At 59.7% G+C, this 19,741-nt stretch carries 21 protein-coding genes and 1 tRNA gene; 9 read left to right on the top strand and 13 right to left on the bottom strand.

The genetic code is table 11. From position 1 onward, the window contains the following. Positions 1–45 precede the first annotated feature (45 nt). The gene (locus tag PYR65_RS16555) at positions 46–1,710 is read left to right on the top strand and encodes an electron transfer flavoprotein-ubiquinone oxidoreductase (protein WP_276118754.1); all 1,665 of its coding nucleotides are present in this window, start codon (positions 46–48) and stop codon (positions 1,708–1,710) included. A gap of 138 nt (positions 1,711–1,848) precedes the next feature. Beyond that, complete coding sequence (locus tag PYR65_RS16550) at positions 1,849–2,466, top strand: L,D-transpeptidase (RefSeq protein WP_276118753.1); 618 nt, start codon at positions 1,849–1,851, stop codon at positions 2,464–2,466. 90 nt (positions 2,467–2,556) lie between these two features. Here PYR65_RS16550 and PYR65_RS16545 read toward each other — a convergent pair whose 3' ends face one another. Together PYR65_RS16545 and PYR65_RS16540 are read right to left on the bottom strand one after the other, a co-directional pair. After that, entirely contained in the window at positions 2,557–3,000 is a 444-nt protein-coding gene (locus PYR65_RS16545; protein ID WP_276118752.1) for a DoxX family protein, read from the bottom strand. A 187-nt stretch (positions 3,001–3,187) separates the two neighbouring features. Beyond that, positions 3,188–4,201: a zinc-binding alcohol dehydrogenase family protein gene (locus PYR65_RS16540; RefSeq protein WP_276118751.1), complete on the bottom strand. Its 1,014-nt coding sequence runs from the start codon at positions 4,199–4,201 to the stop codon at positions 3,188–3,190. Between the two features lie 102 nt (positions 4,202–4,303). Here PYR65_RS16540 and PYR65_RS16535 point away from each other — a divergent pair, with 102 nt between their 5' ends. Both PYR65_RS16535 and PYR65_RS16530 read left to right on the top strand, forming a co-directional pair. Continuing rightward, positions 4,304–4,651 carry a winged helix-turn-helix transcriptional regulator gene (locus PYR65_RS16535; protein ID WP_276118750.1) on the top strand — a complete coding sequence of 116 codons (348 nt, stop codon included), beginning with the start codon at positions 4,304–4,306 and terminating at the stop codon, positions 4,649–4,651. A 120-nt stretch (positions 4,652–4,771) separates the two neighbouring features. Further along, on the top strand, positions 4,772–5,677 hold the full coding sequence (locus PYR65_RS16530) for a diacylglycerol/lipid kinase family protein (RefSeq protein ID WP_276118749.1): 906 nt from the start codon (positions 4,772–4,774) through the stop codon (positions 5,675–5,677). Between the two features lie 58 nt (positions 5,678–5,735). Here PYR65_RS16530 and PYR65_RS16525 read toward each other — a convergent pair whose 3' ends face one another. Beyond that, on the bottom strand, positions 5,736–6,746 hold the full coding sequence (locus tag PYR65_RS16525; protein WP_276118748.1) for a glycosyltransferase family 2 protein: 1,011 nt from the start codon (positions 6,744–6,746) through the stop codon (positions 5,736–5,738). A 105-nt stretch (positions 6,747–6,851) separates the two neighbouring features. Here PYR65_RS16525 and PYR65_RS16520 point away from each other — a divergent pair, with 105 nt between their 5' ends. Further along, positions 6,852–7,808 carry a lysylphosphatidylglycerol synthase domain-containing protein gene (locus PYR65_RS16520; protein WP_276118747.1) on the top strand — a complete coding sequence of 319 codons (957 nt, stop codon included), beginning with the start codon at positions 6,852–6,854 and terminating at the stop codon, positions 7,806–7,808. 2 nt (positions 7,809–7,810) lie between these two features. On the opposite strand, the gene PYR65_RS16515 is transcribed toward PYR65_RS16520, so the two are convergent. The 5 genes from PYR65_RS16515 to PYR65_RS16495 form a co-directional block, all read right to left on the bottom strand. After that, a complete protein-coding gene (locus PYR65_RS16515) occupies positions 7,811–9,313 on the bottom strand; it encodes an AMP nucleosidase (protein ID WP_060641417.1) in 1,503 nt (500 codons plus the stop codon). 76 nt (positions 9,314–9,389) lie between these two features. Then, on the bottom strand, positions 9,390–9,710 hold the full coding sequence (locus PYR65_RS16510) for a YnfA family protein (protein WP_276121083.1): 321 nt from the start codon (positions 9,708–9,710) through the stop codon (positions 9,390–9,392). Between the two features lie 86 nt (positions 9,711–9,796). Next, positions 9,797–9,970 (bottom strand): hypothetical protein, encoded by a 174-nt coding sequence (locus PYR65_RS16505; protein ID WP_276118746.1) that lies wholly within the window; start codon positions 9,968–9,970, stop codon positions 9,797–9,799. Between the two features lie 12 nt (positions 9,971–9,982). Beyond that, on the bottom strand, positions 9,983–10,156 hold the full coding sequence (locus PYR65_RS16500) for a hypothetical protein (protein ID WP_037107006.1): 174 nt from the start codon (positions 10,154–10,156) through the stop codon (positions 9,983–9,985). Positions 10,157–10,511: 355 nt separating this feature from the next. After that, the gene (locus tag PYR65_RS16495) at positions 10,512–10,853 is read right to left on the bottom strand and encodes a DUF2147 domain-containing protein (RefSeq protein ID WP_276118745.1); all 342 of its coding nucleotides are present in this window, start codon (positions 10,851–10,853) and stop codon (positions 10,512–10,514) included. 536 nt (positions 10,854–11,389) lie between these two features. Between PYR65_RS16495 and PYR65_RS16490 the strand changes: the two genes are divergently transcribed. Then, positions 11,390–11,656: an SEL1-like repeat protein gene (locus tag PYR65_RS16490; RefSeq protein WP_060641414.1), complete on the top strand. Its 267-nt coding sequence runs from the start codon at positions 11,390–11,392 to the stop codon at positions 11,654–11,656. A 59-nt stretch (positions 11,657–11,715) separates the two neighbouring features. On the opposite strand, the gene PYR65_RS16485 is transcribed toward PYR65_RS16490, so the two are convergent. The 4 genes from PYR65_RS16485 to PYR65_RS16470 form a co-directional block, all read right to left on the bottom strand. Next, positions 11,716–12,837 (bottom strand): pyridoxal phosphate-dependent aminotransferase, encoded by a 1,122-nt coding sequence (locus PYR65_RS16485; RefSeq protein ID WP_276118744.1) that lies wholly within the window; start codon positions 12,835–12,837, stop codon positions 11,716–11,718. Between the two features lie 128 nt (positions 12,838–12,965). Continuing rightward, entirely contained in the window at positions 12,966–13,400 is a 435-nt protein-coding gene (locus PYR65_RS16480; protein WP_244490302.1) for a PilZ domain-containing protein, read from the bottom strand. Positions 13,401–13,548: 148 nt separating this feature from the next. After that, the gene (locus tag PYR65_RS16475; protein WP_060641412.1) at positions 13,549–13,962 is read right to left on the bottom strand and encodes a DUF2177 family protein; all 414 of its coding nucleotides are present in this window, start codon (positions 13,960–13,962) and stop codon (positions 13,549–13,551) included. Positions 13,963–14,062: 100 nt separating this feature from the next. Continuing rightward, entirely contained in the window at positions 14,063–14,419 is a 357-nt protein-coding gene (locus PYR65_RS16470) for a PilZ domain-containing protein (RefSeq protein ID WP_276118743.1), read from the bottom strand. A 331-nt stretch (positions 14,420–14,750) separates the two neighbouring features. Between PYR65_RS16470 and PYR65_RS16465 the strand changes: the two genes are divergently transcribed. Further along, positions 14,751–16,973 (top strand): caspase family protein, encoded by a 2,223-nt coding sequence (locus PYR65_RS16465; protein ID WP_276118742.1) that lies wholly within the window; start codon positions 14,751–14,753, stop codon positions 16,971–16,973. A gap of 85 nt (positions 16,974–17,058) precedes the next feature. On the opposite strand, the gene PYR65_RS16460 is transcribed toward PYR65_RS16465, so the two are convergent. Then, a complete protein-coding gene (locus tag PYR65_RS16460; RefSeq protein ID WP_276118741.1) occupies positions 17,059–17,238 on the bottom strand; it encodes a hypothetical protein in 180 nt (59 codons plus the stop codon). Positions 17,239–17,576: 338 nt separating this feature from the next. Between PYR65_RS16460 and PYR65_RS16455 the strand changes: the two genes are divergently transcribed. Both PYR65_RS16455 and PYR65_RS16450 read left to right on the top strand, forming a co-directional pair. Next, positions 17,577–17,666 (top strand) — tRNA-Ser (locus PYR65_RS16455). An 875-nt stretch (positions 17,667–18,541) separates the two neighbouring features. Continuing rightward, positions 18,542–19,561 carry a porin gene (locus PYR65_RS16450; RefSeq protein WP_276118740.1) on the top strand — a complete coding sequence of 340 codons (1,020 nt, stop codon included), beginning with the start codon at positions 18,542–18,544 and terminating at the stop codon, positions 19,559–19,561. The last annotated feature ends 180 nt before the right edge of the window (positions 19,562–19,741 follow it).

Here is a 19,741-nt window from a genome sequence, read left to right as displayed (position 1 = left end):
GAACAAAACCGTGCAAAATAGCCGGGCGAGACTGGAGATGCTGAGATGACCGAGACGATGGAGCTGCCCGAGCGCGAAAGCATGGAATTCGACGTGGTGATCGTCGGCGCCGGCCCGGCCGGTCTGGCTGCGGCGATCCGGCTAAAACAGGTCAATCCGGACCTCTCCGTCGTCGTCCTGGAAAAGGGTGCCGAGGTCGGTGCGCATATCCTGTCGGGTGCGGTGGTCGATCCGATTGGCATCGACCGGCTCTTGCCGGGCTGGCGCGCGGAGGAGGGGCATCCCTTCAAAACCGAGGTCAAGGACGACCAGTTCCTGCTGCTCGGCCCTGCAGGCTCGATCCGCCTGCCGAATTTCGCCATGCCGCCTTTGATGAACAATCACGGCAATTACATCGTCTCGCTCGGCCTCGTCTGTCGGTGGCTGGCCGAAAAGGCCGAGGCGCTGGGCGTCGAGATCTATCCGGGCTTTGCCGCAACCGAAGTGCTTTACAACGAGCAAGGCGCCGTCATCGGTGTCGCCACCGGCGATATGGGCGTCGAGAAGAACGGCGAACCGGGTCCGAACTTTGCCCGCGGCATGGAGCTTCTTGGAAAATACACGCTGATCGGCGAGGGCGTGCGCGGCTCGCTCGCCAAGCAGCTGATTTCGAAATTCGACCTGTCGAAAGACCGCGAGCCGCAAAAATTCGGCCTTGGCATCAAGGAACTCTGGCAGGTCAAGCCTGAGAACCACAAACAGGGCCTGGTACAGCATTCGTTCGGCTGGCCGCTTGGCATGAAGACCGGCGGCGGTTCGTTCCTCTATCATCTGGAAGACAATCTGGTTGCCGTCGGCTTCGTCGTGCATCTGAACTACAAGAACCCTTATCTCTACCCGTTCGAGGAATTCCAGCGCTTCAAGACGCATCCGGCGATCCGTGGAACCTTCGAGGGCGGCAAGCGGCTGACCTATGGCGCCCGCGCCATCACTGAGGGGGGCTACCAGTCCGTGCCGAAACTGACCTTCCCGGGCGGCGCGCTGATCGGCTGTTCGGCCGGCTTCGTCAACGTGCCGCGCATCAAGGGTAGCCACAACGCGGTGCTCTCTGGCATGCTCGCCGCCGAAAAGCTCGCCGATGCGATGGCCGCAGGCCGCGCCCATGACGAGGTGATCGAGATCGAGAACGGCTGGCGCGACAGCGCCATCGGCCAGGACCTGAAGCGGGTGCGCAATGTGAAGCCCCTTTGGTCGAAGCTCGGGACAGTGGCCGGCGTCGCGCTCGGGGGTCTCGACATGTGGACCAACCAGCTGTTCGGCTTCTCCTTCTTCGGCACGCTGAAACACGGCAAGACCGACGCGCAGGCGCTGGAGCCAGCGTCGATGCACAAGCCGATTGCCTATCCGCGTCCGGATGGCATGCTCACCTTCGACCGTCTTTCCTCGGTGTTTTTGTCGAACACCAATCACGAGGAAAACGAGCCGGTGCATCTGAAGGTCAAGGACATGGCCCTGCAGAAATCCTCCGAACTCGACGTCTATGCCGGTCCATCGACCCGCTACTGTCCGGCTGGAGTCTACGAATGGGTGGAAAAGGACGGCGAGGATGTCTTCGTCATCAACGCCCAGAACTGCGTCCACTGCAAGACCTGCGACATCAAGGACCCCAACCAGAACATCAACTGGGTGCCGCCGCAGGGCGGCGAGGGGCCGGTCTATCCGAATATGTGATGGGGCGAATGCATGAAGGGCGGCGGACGCGCGTTCGCCGCCCTTTTATATTGCGCACAATTTCATCGGACTTAACCGGGCATTAACCATGTTTTCCCTATTTTCGGTTGCCTCAACCGGATGTTAAGGAAACACACGATGTCGATCTCCCGCCGTGGCCTGCTGCTCGGCTTTTCTGCTCTACTTGCCGGGTGCGCCACCAACGGACCGAACCACGTCGCCAACTATGCCGCCATTCCGGATGAAAAGTTTCCGGTGCCGGCCATGCCGCTGGACAAGATCAAGCCGGAACTGCGCCGCCAGCAGGTGGCCTATGCCACGAAACATGATGCTGGCACGATCGTCGTCGATACCCCGGCGCGGCGGCTCTATTACATTCTTGGCGACGGCCAGGCGCTGCGCTACGGCATCGGCGTCGGCCGCAACGGCTATGCGCTGGCGGGCTCGGCCTATATCGGCCGCAAAGCGGAATGGCCGACCTGGACGCCGACCGACAACATGATCCGCCGCGATCCGGCCAAGAACCGGAAATATGCCGGCGGCGTTCCCGGCGGCCCGAACAACCCGCTCGGTGCCCGCGCCATCTACCTCTATCAGGGCGGCAACGACACGATGTTCCGCATCCACGGCACGACGCAGCCCTGGTCGATCGGCCAGGCGATGTCGAGCGGCTGCGTGCGCATGCTCAACCACGATGTCGTCGATCTCTACGAGCGCGCCACCGTCGGCGGCCGGGTAGTGGTCCTGCAAGCCTGATAGGCCGGCCGAGTGAGAAAACAATATCTTTGAGCAGCCTGACCCGCCGGAACCATGCCCGGCGGGTTTTTGCTTTGGCCGCTTCGGGCGCTACGAGCTGATCCCGGCAAGGCCTGTGCGGGTGCCGGCGGGTTCGCGCGCCGGGGCGGATTTCCAGGCGGCAACCATCAGGGCTCCGATGACGGTGATATGTTCCATCACCACATAGAATTCGAGCGTCTTCATCGGCTCCTGCATGGTCCAGAATGTATGAGCAATGGGAATGGTGAGCGCGGTAAAGACGGCCAGCGCGCCGGCGCCAAGCCAGGTCCAACGGTTGGCGATGACGAGCGCCGATCCCCCAAGCTGGGTGACGATGACAGCCATGGTGACAAGCGGTGCCGGTTCGAGCCCGAAGAAGGCCATTTCGGCGACGCCGGCCTTGAAGTCGATGAGCTTGGCAAGGCCGCTGGCCCAGAACATGAAGGTGAGGGCGGTCCGCGCCAGATAGCCGAACCAGCGGGAGGCGATGAGGGGTTCAATAAGCGTAGGCATATTTCTCTCCAAAGACAGGGATGAGGCAAGCCCCGCACCCGGCCCCTTTGGGAGAGGTGGGTGTCAGGGCAGCGCGGCATCACCTGTTTGGGAGATGGCCACCGCGCTGCCTTTTGTTTATGGCGAGCGCGGTGCGTGCGGCGTTCCCGAAGGAACTGCAGCAAAACCGGGTTTTGAGGATAGGCCGTTAGAAACCCGCAAGCACGAGCTTGCCCTTGGTGCGGCCGGTTTCGATCAGCGCATGCGCCTTTTTCAAGTTTGCGGCGTTGATCACCCCCAGCGTTTCCGTCAGCGTCGAGCGGATCTTTCCGGTATCGACCAGGCGCGCGATTTCGGTCAAAATCCGGTTCTGCTCTTCCATGTCCTTGGTCTTGAACAGCGAGCGGGTAAACATCAGCTCCCAGTGGATGGACACGGCCTTGCGCTTGAACGGCATCACATCCAGCACTTTCGGATCGTCGATCAGCCCGAATCGCCCCTGCGGCGCGATCAACTGGATGATGTCTTCCAGATGATCCGTGGTGTTGGTGGTTGAAAAGACGAAGGCTGGAGCACCGAGCGCCAGCTGGTCGATCTGATGCGCGAGCGGCTTGGAATGATCCAGCACATGGTGGGCGCCGAGATCATAGGCCCATTTCTGCGTTTCCGGGCGCGACGCGGTGGCGATCACCGTGAGATTGGTCAGCGTCCGGGCGAGCTGGATGGCGATCGAGCCGACGCCGCCGGCGCCGCCAATGATCAGGATCGCATTGGCGGCACCCGGAACGGGATCGTTGACCTTCAGCCGGTCAAACAGTGCCTCCCAGGCGGTGAGCGAGGTCAGGGGAAGGGCGGCGGCTGCCGGAAAGTCCAGCGTTTCCGGCTTCTTGCCAACGATGCGCTCATCGACCAGGTGAAATTCCGAGTTTGCGCCCGGCCGGTCGATGGCGCCTGCATAGAATACAGCATCGCCCGGCTGGAGCAGCTTGACGCCCGGGCCGACAGCCTTGACGATCCCCGCTGCGTCCCATCCCAGCACTTTCAACTGATCCGGTTCCGGCTTGGCATTGGCGCGAATTTTGACGTCAACAGGGTTGACCGAGATCGCCTTGACCTCGACCAGGATGTCGCGGCCTTCCGGCGCAGGTTCGGGCAGGTCCACATCGATCAGCGAGGTCTCTGCGGAAATGGGCTGGGGGATCTTGTAGGCAATGGCGCGCATGGTGGGCTCCTTCATGTTTGAACAGAAGCTAAATGCGCATTATGGTTCATAAGCGCAAGAATGCACAACAAGTGTATATAGTACCCAAAAGGATACCGTGAAATGCCGCGTGTTCGCCACAAGCTCCTGACCTGTTCTCCCGGCTGTCCGGTCGAGGGCGTGCTGCATCTGATCGACGGAAAATGGAAGGGCGTCATCCTCTATCACCTGCTGGATGGCACGATGCGCTTCAACGAAATCCGCCGCCGCCTGGCGAGCGTCACCCAGCGCATGCTAACCAAGCAGCTGCGCGAGCTGGAGGCCGACGGGCTGGTCGAGCGCACGGTGTTTGCCGTCGTGCCGCCAAGGGTCGATTATTGCCTGACCCCGCGCGGCCGCAGCCTGGAGCCGGTGATCATGGCAATGAAGCTGTGGGGCGACGAACATATCCTGCCGCCGCTGGCAGTATAACGCTGGCGCATCATGCCCCTTGTGCGCTGCAAATAATAAACATGCAGGATTAAGCCGACACCGGCTGAAAAACGCCTCATGCCGCGCCATATGTAGCGCAACGAGCTGCAAGGAGCACGCATGAAGATCAAGGCCATATTCAATCGCGATGGCGGGACATTCCGGACAACCGATATGGACGCCTATAGCCAAAAGGCCGAGGAGGTCTTTCGCTCAGCCGGGCATGAGATCGAAATCACCGTTGCGTCCGGCGATGGAATGGCCGAGATTCTCGAAAAAACCGCCCGCCGCGATGATCTGGATGCAATGCTGGCCGGTGGTGGCGATGGCACGATTTCAGCGGCAGCGGCCGTTGCCTGGAAGAACGGCATGCCGCTCGGCGTCGTTCCAGCGGGAACGATGAATCTTTTTGCCCGCGCGCTGAAACTGCCGCTGGATATCTGGAAGGTGCTGGATGTCCTGGCCGACGGCAAGATCGTCGATGCGGATATCGGCAGTGCCGATGGCCGGGCCTTCGTGCATCAATTTTCCATGGGGCTGCACGCCCGCATGGTGCGCTACCGCGAATCCTACAGCTTTGCCTCGAGACTGGGAAAAATCCGCGCCAGCACCCGCGCTGCAGTCGGCGTGATGTTCAATCCGCCGCAGTTCGAGATCGAGTTCGACGTCGATGGTGTGCGCGAGCGGCGCGAAGTTTCGGCAATTTCAGTGTCCAACAATCATTTCGGTCCAAACGCGCTGATGCATGCCGATGACGTCACCGGCGGCCATCTGGGCTTCTACACCACGCCTCCGCTGAAACCGTCGGGTGTGGCGAAGTTGACCTTCGACATCCTGCGGGGAAAATTCCGCGAGAGCACCCTGATCACCGAAATGAGCGCCACCGCCGTCAACCTGCATTTCCCCAAGGCGCGCCACGGCACCAAATGCGTCATCGACGGCGAGTTGCTGCCGATCGGCCGCGATGTCGCTTTGCGGGTCCATCCGGGCGAGCTGAAATTGCTGGTCGGTGCCGAACCGGGATAGTCCTGAAGGTCAGGGCTTTTCCGGTTCAGGCAAGAGAGATCGGTCTGCGCGCCGGCTATCAGCTTGCCGTATCCGTTCTGTCGCGTTCAAAAACCTTGCGCACGATATAGGGTGGACTGTCGTTTTCACCGGAATAGAGGCGTGCCATCATTTCGGCGAGGATGCCGGTGGTGATCAGCTGCACGGAGGATAAAAACAGCATGACGCCGACGATCAGCATCGGTCTCGTGCCGATATCGTTGCCGAGCAGAAACTTGTCGATGAACAGGTAGAACAGGATGAGGGCGCTCAGACCACCGGCGAAAAGTCCGATCGAACCGAAGAAGTGCCCCGGCCGCGCCTTGTAGCGCATGAAGAACAGCACTGACAGCAGGTCGAGAATGACCCGGAACGTGCGGGAAATCCCGTATTTCGACGTTCCGTGCTGGCGTGCATGGTGGGTGACCGGCATTTCGCCGATGCGGCTGCTCGGCACCACGCCCGCGACCCAGGCCGGAATGAAACGGTGCATCTCGCCCATCAGCTTGACCTGCTTGATGATCGAGGCCTGGTAGATCTTCAGGCTGCAGCCATAATCGTGCAGTTTCACCCCGGTGATCTTGCCGATCAGGGCATTGGCACACCAGGAGGGGATTTTGCGCAGCAGCAGGCCGTCCTGGCGGTTCTTGCGCCAGCCGACGAGCAGGTCGAGTTCACGCTCCTCGATCGCCTTGACCATCGCCGGAATGTCGCGCGGATCGTTCTGCAAATCGCCGTCGAGCGTGGCGATCAACCGGCCGGATGCAAGGTCGATACCGGCCTGCATGGCGGCGGTCTGGCCGAAATTGCGCTGGAGTTCGACGATCTTCAGCCGCAGGCCGCTTGTCAATTCCTTGCGGGCGCTGACCAGCGTGCCGTCGGTGCTGCCGTCATTGACGAGAATGAGCTCCCAGGGCTTGTCGAAATTTGCCATGGCTTCCCGGATGCGGGCCACCAGCGGTCCGACACTTTCTTCCTCATTGTAGATCGGCACGACGACGGACAGCTCGACCGGCGGCGCGCTATCGGTCACGGCCCTATTCGCTTCCAAGATGGGATCCAAAATCAAAGCCTTTTAAAATGCTGCAGGTTCTCTCGCCTGGGTTATCGTGATAACCAGCCGTGCCATGGCAGCGGACAGGAAAGTACCAAATATATGAATGCAGGAGAGGATGCCAGCCGGGGCTCATGGCTTGTCCGCAACCGCATGACCGTCCTCTCGCTTGTGGCCGTCATCGCCTATGCGGCTTTTATCCAGTGGTTCTGGGGCTGGCCCGTTCTGTTGCGGCAATGGGCCGGGATCGGCCTTCTCCCCGTCATCTCTGCGCTTGTGCTTCTGGTCGGCACCTATTTTATCCGCTGCTACCGGATCTACGATTATTTTCCCAATGAGACCCGCGGCCGTTTCCTGGCGCTGCTGCGCGTCACGCAGGTGCACAATCTTCTCAACATCATGCTGCCTTTCCGGGCCGGCGAAACCAGCTTTCCGATCCTGATGCGCTCGGAATTTGCAGTTCCGCTGACGCGCAGCACCTCCGCACTCCTCCTTATGCGGCTGCTCGATCTGCACGCGCTGTTTGCGGCTGCAGGTATCGGCCTCATCATCGGCCGCGACGATCAGGCGCTGGGCTGGTCGCTCTGGGGGCTTTTCCTGGTGTCGCCACTGGCGCTGTTTCTGCTGAAAGGCCATGCGCTCGCTGTTCTGCAAAAGCACTTGCCGCAAAAACTCGGCCGGTTGCTGGTCGAGGTCGAGGCTGGACTACCGGCCAATGCGCTGGTTTTCGTCAGGGCGTGGCTGATGACGGTTCTCAACTGGTCGACAAAGGTTGCAGTGCTCGCCTGGGTGCTGGCCACCATGGGCGTGCTTCCGCTTGCCGCCAGCTTCGGCGGTGCGCTCGGCGGCGAACTGTCATCGGTCTTGCCGGTGCATGCCCCCGCCGGTGTCGGCACCTATCCGGCGGGTATTACTGCAGGGGCCATCTCGTTCGGCGCGCCAGCCAAGGGCGCGGCCTTCGATCTGCTGGCGAGCGCCAGCGTCAATGCGCATTTGCTGATCGTCGTGTCGGCGGTTGCCGGCACGCTTCTCTCGATCCTTCTGTCGCCGCGCCGCTGAGCTTACTGGAACGCGGTCTCGAAGAAACTGCGCAGCTTGCGCGAATGCAGCTTTTCCGGCGGCATGGCGGCCAGTTTCTGCAGCGCCAGGATGCCGATCTGCAAATGCTGGCTGACCTGCGTCTTGTAGAACGCCGTCGCCATGCCCGGCAGTTTCAGCTCCCCATGCAGCGGCTTGTCGGAGACGCAGAGCAGCGTCCCGTACGGCACGCGGAACCGGAAGCCGTTGGCTGCAATGGTTGCCGATTCCATGTCGAGTGCAATGGCCCGCGACTGCGACAGCCGCTTGACCGGGCCGCGCTGGTCGCGCAGTTCCCAGTTACGGTTGTCGATGGTGGCGACGGTGCCGGTGCGCATGATCCGCTTTAGGTCGTAACCCTCATAGCCGGTCACCTCTGCCACGGCGTCCTGCATCGCCACCTGAACCTCGGCAAGTGCCGGGATCGGGATCCAGACCGGCAGGTCGTCGTCAAGCACATGGTCTTCGCGCACATAGGCATGGGCAAGCACGTAATCACCGAGCGTCTGACTGTTGCGCAACCCGGCGCAATGGCCAAGCATCAGCCAGGCATGCGGGCGCAGGACGGCGATATGGTCGGTGATTGTCTTGGCGTTGGACGGCCCGACACCGATATTGACGACGGTAATGCCACCATGACCCTTCTTCTTCAGATGATAGGCCGGCATTTGCGGCAGGCGTGCCAGCGTCAGGTCCGAATCGGGCTTGTCGGATCCGGGCTGCGTGACGATGTTGCCGGGCTCGACAAACTCGGTATAGCCATTGCCGCCATCGGCCATCTGCTGGCGCGCCCACAGGCAGAACTCGTCGATATAGAACTGGTAATTGGTAAACAGCACGAAATTCTGAAAATGCGTCGCGCTGGTCGCCGTGTAATGGCTGAGCCGGGCGAGCGAATAGTCGATGCGCTGGGCGGTGAACGGCGCAAGCGGCGAGGGGTCGCCGGGGCCGGGTTCATAGGAGCCATTGGCGATCTCGTCATCGGTGGTGGTCAGGTCCGGCGTGTCGAACAGGTCGCGCAGCGGAATATCGATATTCTCGGCCATCGCCGCCTCGACATAGGCGCCTTCGCCGAAAGCAAAGTGCAGCGGGATCGGCGTCGTCGATTCCGACACCGTCACGCCGACGCCATGGCTGCGAATCAAAAGGCCGAGCTGTTCCTTCAGATAATGCCGGAACAGCTTTGGCCGGGTGACGGTGGTCGTGTAGACCCCGGGCGCGCTGACATAACCATAGGAGAGGCGCGAATCGACATGGCTGAAACTGCTGGTCTCGATGCTGACCTGCGGATAGCAGGCGCGGTAGCGCGAGACTGGCGTTCCGGTCCGGCCAAGCTCGGTAAAGGCATCGACCAGAAATTTGGTGTTGCGGTCGTAAAGCGCCGAAAGCGCATCCACAGCGGCCAGCGGATCGTCAAACGTCTGCGGCTCGAAAACGTCGGGCGTTGCGATGGACAGGGCGGAGAGGGAAGAGATTCGATTGTTCATGCGGCATTATAGGATGCCGTTTTTTACAAGCAAACGACAAGATTGTTTTGGATGGAACAGTCCCGGAAAGGTGCAGTCAGCGCGGCCCGCCGAGAATGATGGCGGTGCCTGCAAGGGCAAGCACAACGCCGGCCGCGTCCCACCGGTCAGGCCGCACGCCCTCGACGAGCCACAGCCATCCAAGCGAGGCGGCGATATAGATGCCGCCATAGGCGGCATAGGCTCGTCCGGCCGCCGCCGTTTCGATGAGGGTAAGAAGCCAGGCAAAGAGCGCAAGGCTCGCCAGGCCGGGGATGAGCCACCAGATCGGCTTGTCGAGCTTCATCCACGCCCAGAATGAAAAACACCCGGCGATCTCCGCAAGGGCGGCAAGGGCGTAGACGGCGAAAGCGGATATCGGCATGCGGTTCCTTCCTATGACGGATATAGGAAGGCAGCGTCAGGAAATGTGCAAGCGTTGAAGAAGGTGCAGGCGCAGCCGCCTCAGCTCATTGACTGGCGCTGCAGCGTGACGAACAGGACAAGACCGGCTCCCTGCTTGCCGATGCCAAGGCCGGAGGCCTTGCTGTAGGCAATTGCGCCCATCTGAGCCATCAGAAGGGCTGCGAGCGTCAGCATGCGCAGTGCGATGGTTGCGGAATGGGCGAGGGAGACCATTGTTTTCGACCTTTACAGCTTGGCTTGTTCGCAGAATTTCGTGGTGTGCACGGTGCAGTCGGCAATCGAGCCGGCATAGTTGTGGCGGCGGCGCTGGCTGTCGGCACTGACGGCTGCGGCCAGGGTCAGGGCGAAGACGACCATGAGCATGCTGATGATGGTGAGGCGGCGGGCGAGAATGTCCATGGCTTTTGTCCGTTTGGTCTGGGGTGTCGATCGGGGTTCAACTCGATGATCACCTTTTCGCATAGGCAAACTGAACTCTTCCTGAGACCCTGGTTCATCTCCCGTTCATCTTCGTAAACCCTGAAGAGCTGGTCTCGACATGGCAACGTCAGCCGTAACCCTGGACGCGGTTAAACGCAGGGTGCGGCTACGGTTTTCAGCAAGGATTTTACGAAGGGGCAAAATTAGGCTACACAGAAAACTGCGCAGACAGACCAGGTCAAAGGCCACGCCGGGTCAGGCATAAACCGGCAGATCATTGCTGCATGTCAAAAAATGGCTCCGGCGGGCAGGCCCGCCGGATTTGAAAGGCAGCTTACATGCGTGTCCAGGTCTGCGATTTGCAGAGAACCTTGAGAACGCAGCCTTGCATTTTCAGCGAGGCGCCGCTGATCGACGCATTGCCGCTATAGGTCTTGTCATTGGCCGGATCGGTGATCTCGCCGGAATAGCTGTTGCCATTGCCGCTCATGCTGCCAATGCGCTTGCCGGCATGTTTTCCCGTCTTCAGCGTGATGCAATAGCTGCCGCCGCAGGACGCGATGGCAGCGGTCTCGCCGCTTGCCGTCTTCCAGTTGCCGACGATCGGTTCGGCGGCAAAGCCTGTGGCTGCCGTCGCCATCGTCATGGCTGCCGTCACTATCAAAGTCCGTATCATCCTGTGCCTCCCTTGGAAATCGCCTGATGCAGCTGGTTGCGGGCGAAAGATTGCCAGAGCGGTCTCCTCACCGCTCCACAGCCGGAAAATAGCTTACGCGGACGTAAACGTAAATATGTGGATGGCGGCTTTTGCGATGAAAATTCCCGGCAAGATAGGGCCTGTCACACTGCGTTTTTGCCGGGGCCGAAACGAGCGACCGTTTTGCGTGGTTAGCAATTGGTTGAAATGGCGGTCTGAATTTTCCGTAAAGATTGAGGCAAAAGCCAGCGTTTCCCGACGGTGCGATGTTTAACAAAAACCCAAGTTTACCAATCGTTTGAACTTTGTTCGTCTCACATTAATCATGCATTTTAAGCGGGTATTGAAACCCCTGCTGCATATTGAAACCCATAAGACGAGCAGGGAAAAACACCCCGCCGACATCCTTAAAGGGGCAAAGCCGCACAAGACGGCGGCCCCTTCAGGGAGCCTCAAAAAGGCAGCAAAAACAGGGACTATCGACGTAACCAACACGGTCAACAGGGACAGAGACAATGGCACGTTTTGACATTCAAAATGCTTCGGATGCCACGATGGGTGGCGAAAACCGCGCGGACGTCTTTTGCGAAATGGGTTTGATGTATGCAACCGGACGTGGCTGCGATGTCGATCTCATCGCCGCGCACAAGTGGCTGAACATCGCCGCCATCAAGGGCTCGGATCGGGCAGCAGCGCTGCGCGCCGACCTGACGATGACCATGAGCAAGACCGATCTCGCCACGGCCCTGCGCGCCGCCCGCGAATGGATGACAATGCATTGAGACATCACCGCATCAACGACAGGCGGTAGGGCCAAGACCTCCGAAGATGAGGCGTTGCTCTACTGCCTGCCGAGCTTTTCCAGCACGTGCGGCAGGGCTTCTTCCAGAAGCGCCATCTCCGCCTCCGGTCCGGTGCTGATCCGGATACAACGGTTCAAGGGCGCAACACCCGGCATGCGGATGAAAATGCCGTGGTCGGCCATCAACCCGTCAACGATCGCGCGGGCAAAGACGGCATCCTTGCCGCAATCGATGGTCACGAAATTCGTGGCTGAAGGCAGGGGCTTGAGCCCATTGCGAGCAGCGATTTCAGCGATCCTGCTGCGCGAGGCGGCAATCCTTTCCAGAACCCCAGCCAGATAATCCGTATCCGCCAGCGCTGCGACCGCTGCAGCGGTGCCGATCCTGTTCATGCCGAAATGGTTGCGGATCTTGTCGAAGGCCTGGGCCGTTCCCGCCGTGCTGATGACATAGCCGACCCGCGCACCCGCCAGACCATAGGCTTTCGAAAAAGTCCGGGTGCGGATCACGTTCGGCATCTCGATCAGTGACGCGATCGAGGGAATGGTGCCCGCAGGGGCGGTCTCGCCATAGGCCTCGTCAAGGATGAGAAGGCAGGTGTCCGGCAGGGCCCGCGCAAAGGCGATGACGCTGTCTGCATCCCACCAGCTTCCCATCGGATTGTCCGGATTGGCGAAATAGACGAGCGGCGCATTTTCGCGTTTGACCGCAGCCAGCAACCCGTCAAGATCTTCGCGGTCGTCCACATAGGGAACCGTCACCAGCCGCCCGCCATGCCCCGCCACATGAAAATTGAAGGTCGGATAGCCGCCAAGCGAAGTGACGACCGGCATGCCGGGTTCGATCACCATGCGAACGATCTGCCCGAGCAGCCCGTCAATGCCTTCGCCAATGGCGATATTCTCAGCCGCGATGCCGAGATGGCCGGCCAGCGCCGCCTTCAGCCCGAAATTTTCCGGATCATTATATTGCCAGACCCCGGAAGCGGCGGCCGTCATTGCCTTCAAAACTGAAGGAGCCGGCCCAAAACCGCTCTCATTGGCGCCGATGCGCGCCGCAATCGGCCGGTTGCGCTGGCGCTCGATGGCCTCAGGGCCGACGAAGGGAATGGTGGAGGGGAGAGAGGCAATCAGCGGGGTAAATCTGGAAAAAGCGGACATGCGGCGCCTGTCAATGAATGAAATCGCCGCAAAGACTAGCGATCTTTCCGCGCCATGCAAACAGCATCCACTGGCGATACCTGTGCGAAAGGAACCTTCTCATCGTTTCCCTGTCACAAGGGCAGGGCTCAGTGTTTTTTCGGTTCGCCACCGGTGAAGAATTCGTGCCGGACGATCTGATGCAGGAAGGCCTCGTCGATCGGCTTGATGAAATGCACCTGGATCCGGTTGTCGCGGCGGTAAACCTCGGCGCAACCGATTCGCTTCTTAGAGCCGACAATGGTCAGGTAATAATGCTGCGGCAGGCCGATCGTCGTGTTGACTACGAAACTGGCGCCGCCGCGCGAAATCTCGGTCATCCTGCAGGTCCGGGTCGAGACACCGCCGAGGCCCGGTTTGACCGACATCAATGTGCCGGCCTGCCCGATCACAAACCGTTCGAAGCGCTGCTCGTACAGTTTGGAACTGACCACGGAATACATTGTCGAATTCTGCATCATCACTCCCTCGAGTGCGATCTGGCCGTGCGGTTCAATCCACAGCCGCCGCATCGTTACAGTCACCGCGCTTGCCCTCCTCAGTATGGCGCAGTGCGATAGATGCAGGATCGTTCAGGAATATTGCAATCCTTTGAAAACATTCCTTAAAAATTTAATAAGACGCCAATTCACGCATTCTGCCGGGAGCGTGCCGCATATCAGGATGCCGCACTCAGGATGCAGCACCGGCAAAATAGCGGCAGGCGAGCAGGCCACAGCTGGCGGCAAATGCGGTGACGAAGGTGCCCCAGGCCATATCGACCACGCTGACGATCGGTGGCCATCCCTTCAGCGTCGCCAGATTGGTGATGTCATAGGTACCATAGGCAGCAAGCCCCAGAACCGCGCCATATCCGAGCGCGGTCAAAAGAGAGCCCGCTTTGACACCCGGCATGACAGCCAGGAGAACGATGGCCATCGCGAAAAACACATAGAAGATGGCGGCAATGGCGAAATTCGGCGATGGCAGCATCATCTCGCCGAGCTGGTCGCGGTAAAACGTCCTGGCCACCAGCCCGAGCCAGATGGCATCGGCAGTGAGCAACGAGACAAGCGTTCCGGCATAGGCGATCAGGATAGTTTTCATGATGTTTGGCCCTCTTTCAGTCTTGCTACGGCAATAAACCCTGTCTGGATTGCCGGATGGCGAAATTAGAAGAGGACTTGGCGCGGCAGGCTGCCGGTTTTCAGATCAGCCCGCTGGTAAAATTCATCCGGATGAGGCGGCTGAGAAACTCCGGCGCCAGCTGCATGTTGAAGCGCACGCCGAGCTCGCTGTGGTGCCGGTGGACCTGCGAGCAGCCGATCTCTTCCTGGAAACCGTCGATCTGCAGGAAGAAATGCGCCGGCAGCAGGATATGCGCGTTGAAATCCACCATCGCACCGCCAATCGAAATATGCCGCAGCAGGCACTGATATTTCGTCTTCGTCTTCAGATGCTGCCCGACCACGAGGATCCGGCAGGGCCGCTCGATATAATAGTGTTTGTAGCTGGTGGTCAGCTGGCCCGGCTTTGCCTCAGCGAGATGCATCACCATCGACATCGAAAAACTCCGGAAATTCTGCAGCAGTGCGCTGTTTCTGCTTGAGAATGCAACTCTTGAGGCGGCGCGCGCCCGTGTTGGTGGCCGCGCGTGCAGCCATGGTAGCAGTTTCAAGCCTCATCCTTGCACTGAGCTTGCGGCTTCTGCGGCCCTGTCTTCACTTTTGCTTAAAAAAGCCTGAAGCCGCACATTGAAACCCACCCGCCCATACGTAATACTTTCATGCAAAGCGCGCCGGCAGCAAAATGCCGGGCGAAACAGGGATCGTGCGTGCGCAGGCTGCATGGGTGCATGACACCCGGCAGGCGGCGCAAGCGCGGAGGGGAAAAACATGTTCAAGCGTCATCTCCATGGCTGGCTGCCGGTCTTCGTTCTGGCACTCAGCGTCATCGCGTTTCACGCCGGCTCCGCGCAGGCGGCAAAGCGCGTCGCCCTGTTGATCGGCAACGAGAAATACGAGGCCACATCGCAGCTGAACAATCCGGCCAATGATGTCGAGCTGATGAAGACCTCGTTCGAGGATGCCGGTTTCGATACGGTTACGGCCGTCCACGATCTCGACCGGGCCTCGATGGTCCGGGCGCTGCGCGATTTCGAAGACACCGCTGCCGGTGCCGACGTCGCCATCATCTATTATTCCGGCCATGGCATGGAGATGAATGGCGAGAATTTCCTCCTGCCCGTCGATGTCAGCCTGAAGACTGACAAGGATGTAGAAGACGAGGCAATCCCGCTCGACCGCGTACAGCGCTCGCTGGAAGGGGCAACGCGGCTGAAGCTGGTCATCCTCGATGCCTGCCGCAACAATCCGTTCGAGCAATCGATGAGCCGCTCGATCTCCACCCGCGCCGTCAGCCGCGGGCTCGCCCGCGTCGAGCCCGAATCGGCCGACCTTCTGGTCGCCTTCGCCTCGAAGGCCGGTACGGTTGCGATGGACGGCGAGGGCAAAAACAGCCCGTTTGCCACGGCGCTGTCGAAATATCTGACGGAACCGGGCGTCGATGTGCGCATCGCGCTCGGCAAGGTCCGCGATGACGTGGTGACAGCCACCAATCGCGAGCAGGAGCCCTTTGTCTACGGTTCGCTCGGCGGCGCGCAGATCTTCCTCAATATCAAAGAGGTCAACATCAATATCACCAACAACGGCAACACGCAGGAAGTCTCGCCGAACGGCCAGTCTGCTGCGGCTGCCGACTGGCAGAACATCCGCGATCTCGCCGACAAGGACCTGATCCAGGTGTTTCTCGCCAAGCACGGCGCCGATCCGGTCTATAAGATGCTGGCCGAAAAGAAGCTGAAGCTGCTCGAAGAGGCCGCCCAGACCACCGTGACGCCGGATGAGATCGCCTGGGAAGCGCTGAAGCAATCGACCGACGGCGCGGCGCTGACCCGTTTCGTCGAGCGTTACCCCGGCAGCAAACACAGGGCTGACGCGGAAACCCAGATTGCAGCGCTGGAGCCGAAGAAGGGCTTGAACATCTCCCAGACCGGCAAGGACACCCAGGCCTCGCGGGACTGCTACCTGCTCGCCGGCGAACCGCAATCGATGCCGGGCTTCCTTGGCGTCAATTTCCTCAAGATCGATTCGGCGCGTGCCCTCACGGCCTGCGCCCAGGCCGTCAACGAAAACCCCGACGACATGATGCTGGTCAATATGCTCGGACGTGCGCAGGACGCTGGCCGCAACTATGTCGATGCCCGCAGCAATTATCAAAAGGCGGCCGACGGCGGCAATATGTATGGGCTGACAAACCTCGCCTGGTTCTCGATCTACGGCACCGACGGCCCCGTCGATGTCGAGAAGGGCAAGGACATGTTCGAGCACGCCGCCAACAATGGCAATTCCTATGCGCAGGCATCGCTCGGCTGGCTCTACCGGGATGGTTATGGCAGCATCCCGCAGGATTACGCGGAATCCTTGAAATGGTACCAGCTTTCGGCCAACCAGGGCTACGCCAATGCCATGGCGACGCTCGGCTGGTTCTACCGCGAGGGCAACGGCGTCGCCAAGGACCTCGACCAGTCGCTCTCCTGGTACCAAAAAGCTGCCGAAGGCGGCGACGCCAATGCGATGTCCTCGCTCGGCTGGGCCTATCAGAACGGCCTCGGCACGCCGCAGGATTATACGCAGGCAAAGCTCTGGTATGAAAAGGCCGCCAATGTCGGGGACGCCTATTCCATGGCGCTGCTCGGCTGGTTCTATGATGACGGCAAGGCCGTGCCGCAGGATTATGCGCAGGCGCGCAACTGGTATGAAATGGCCTCCAATGCCGGCAGCGCCTATGCGATGGGCAATCTGAGCCGTCTCTATGACTGGGGGCTGGGCACCAGGGCCGATCCGAAAGAGGCCGTGCGCTGGGCTGCGGCCAGCGTCGAGGGCGGTGATCCGTCCAAGCTTGAAGAGCTGAAAACATCCCCGGACAATTTCACGCCCGCCTTCCGCAAGGAAATCCAGGCCCTGCTCAAGGATCGCGGCCTTTATAGCGGCCCGCTGGACGGCGATTTCGGCGCTGCCACCCAGAATGCGATCGACCGTCTGGCGAAAAAGAGCTGACGCCCGATTACGTGAGAAACAAAACAAAAAGGCCGGACTGGCAAAACTGGTCCGGCCTTTTCTATATCCAGCGTATCGATCCCGCCTATCGCTTCTTCTCAAGCGACTTGAGCACCGCCTGCCCGGCAGCAACGGCCTCCATCTGGCTGGCGAACTGTCCCTGGGCGGGATAGACAACGGGACCGCGCTTGAGAACGAACCCCCAGCGCCCATTGCGAAGTTTCTCGATCGTCACCTGTGTTGCCGGTTTGCTCTCGTTGCTCATGATGCGTGTCCAGACCCTGTTGATGCCGGCCGCTGCGCAAAGCGCGGCGAACCCTCTTTAAGGACATGCATTAGCTTAAACGCCCCTTGAAGGGCAATCGGCACAGTTCATCGGGACGTCGTCATAGAAAATAAGCCTGGCCACCCTTAGTGGGCGCAGGTGACGCCGCCCTTGCCTGAAACGAGGAGAAGGACGTCCAGACACATCCAGATCGCCACAAAGCTGGCCCGATTGCGTGGCACCGCACAGCGGCAAGGACCGTGGAAAATCAACTTTGTCGCGGGAAACCGCAAAAACCCCTTGCAATGAAAGGCTCCTGACTCTAGTCAGGCGCTAACGGAGAGGTGGCCGAGTGGTCGAAGGCGCTCCCCTGCTAAGGGAGTATACCCGGAAGGGTATCGTGGGTTCGAATCCCATCTTCTCCGCCATCAGACCTTACCATCGAGATTCTCCATCGCACCCGCTGCTCTGTCGATTGCCGCGCCGAGCATCAGCCTCAAGCCGCATATTGTCGCTTTTGTAGTCACTAGACACCTCGCTGCTTTTCCTCCCGTTTGATTCCCGCGCATGATCACGTTGCGTGAGACGAGAGATGCTGCTCCGGTTTGCATGATGTCCAATTGCGTTGTGACGGTGCACCGGTCTCGCCGCCACCAGTCCCGTTATCAAAATCAGCCGAGACCCTCAGAGCTCTATTGTATCCCTTTCTAGATATTCGTCCGAAATGGCGATCGAGCGCGCTGGCGCGAAAGATGGAGTGCGCAATCCAGTGAGGCACTCACAGTTTTGGCCGTTCACCCGAGCCTTGCACGAATCGCAACCGGGGCAATTCGCTCCCGTGATTCTCAGAATCGCGCCGCCCTTGCGGCAAATCGGATCGTGATTTTGTGTCTTGCCTCCTGCGGATTGCCGTTCACGTCCTCTCGACGCTTGCTTCGCGGTGATGCGAATCCGTTAGCGCAGCGCGGTTTCGCCCCATTTTTGCCCCGTTATGAAACGCGTTGCAGCGTCAGGAGTGCGGCTAACCCCCGATGAACAAAGGGTTTTCTTAAGGTCTTGTTAATAACTTCCCCCCGCTTGAGGCCATTTTGTGTCGTTTCAGCAACAGCGCAGGGGGAAGGGCGTACCAAACAGAGCGAACTGACAAGTTGGTGATTGCGCCAGCGGCCCCGTCTTGTATTTTCAACTCCGGAAGCAAGGGCGGTTGATCGTCCGACTTCTTAAATGTTGGGGATGGGGCAGGGAATACTGTCCTTCAGTATAATACCCAGACCTGTTTGAAACTTTTGACTGGAGGTCAGAAATGAACATCAAGAGCCTTCTTCTCGGCTCCGCTGCAGCTCTCGCAGCAGTATCCGGCGCCCAGGCAGCTGACGCAATCGTAGCTGCTGAGCCGGAACCTTTGGAATACGTTCGCGTTTGCGACGCATTCGGCACAGGCTACTTCTACATCCCGGGCACGGAAACCTGCCTGAAGATTAGCGGTTATGTCCGTACGCAGTTGAACTACGGTGAAAATGATTTCGGCGATGACGGTACCGACCTGAACGCCTTCACCCGCGGTCAGCTGGTATTCGAAGCGAAGAACGACACTGAATTCGGTGCACTTTCCTCGGCTATCGTTATCAACGCTGAGCAGGACAACGGCGTTTACCTCGACGCAGGCTGGATCAGCATCGCTGGCTTCGACGTTGGTAACTACTACACATGGTGGGATACCGATCTCTCGGGCGAAACTGACTCGCTGTCCTCGAACGACACGTCGCTTAACGGTATTCGTTACACCTACGATGGTGGCACGTTCCAGATTGGTGCTGCTGTTGAAGAGCTCGAAGACGCAAGCATCCTCTTCCCGACAGACGGCAGCGGCAATGATGACGTCGGCGCTGGCGGTCTCATCGGCTTCAGCCTCGGTGGCGTTAAGGCTACGATCATCGGCAGCTACGACTTCAACGTCGAAGAAGCTGCATTCCGTGCGCTCTTGACTGCTGACATCGGCCCGGGCACGCTCGGCATCGCTGGTATCTACGCAACAGACGCCAACTACTACTGGGATGTTTCCGAGTGGACCGTTGCTGTTGAATACAAGATCCAGGCCACTGAAAAGCTCTTCATCACCCCGGCTGCTCAGTACTTCGGCGATGTCGATTTCCGCAGTGTTGATGCATGGCGTGTTGGCGTAACTGCCGGCTACCAGATCACTGAAGGTCTTCGCACACTGGCGACTGTTAACTACACAGACGCTGATGACGCGAACACCAGCCTGACCAACGGCAAAGACAGCAAGTGGACCGGCTTCGTCCGTCTGCAGCGCGACTTCTAATCTGATCATCTGATCGGATTGCAAATTGCCCGCAACCTCTTTCAGGGGTTGCGGGCTGTTGCTTTTAGGTAACTGTTGTTGACGGTGCAGCGTTTGACGATCCGTTCGATGCAGGTTGTGAATTGAATACAGATCGCGGCAGTCTTTGAATTGTCTCCTCCTTGGAGGATGTTCATTGAG

It is taken from the genome of Pararhizobium qamdonense (assembly GCF_029277445.1).
Classification (GTDB): Bacteria; Pseudomonadota; Alphaproteobacteria; order Rhizobiales; family Rhizobiaceae; genus Pararhizobium; species Pararhizobium qamdonense.
This window is presented reverse-complemented; position numbering and strand designations above follow the sequence as displayed.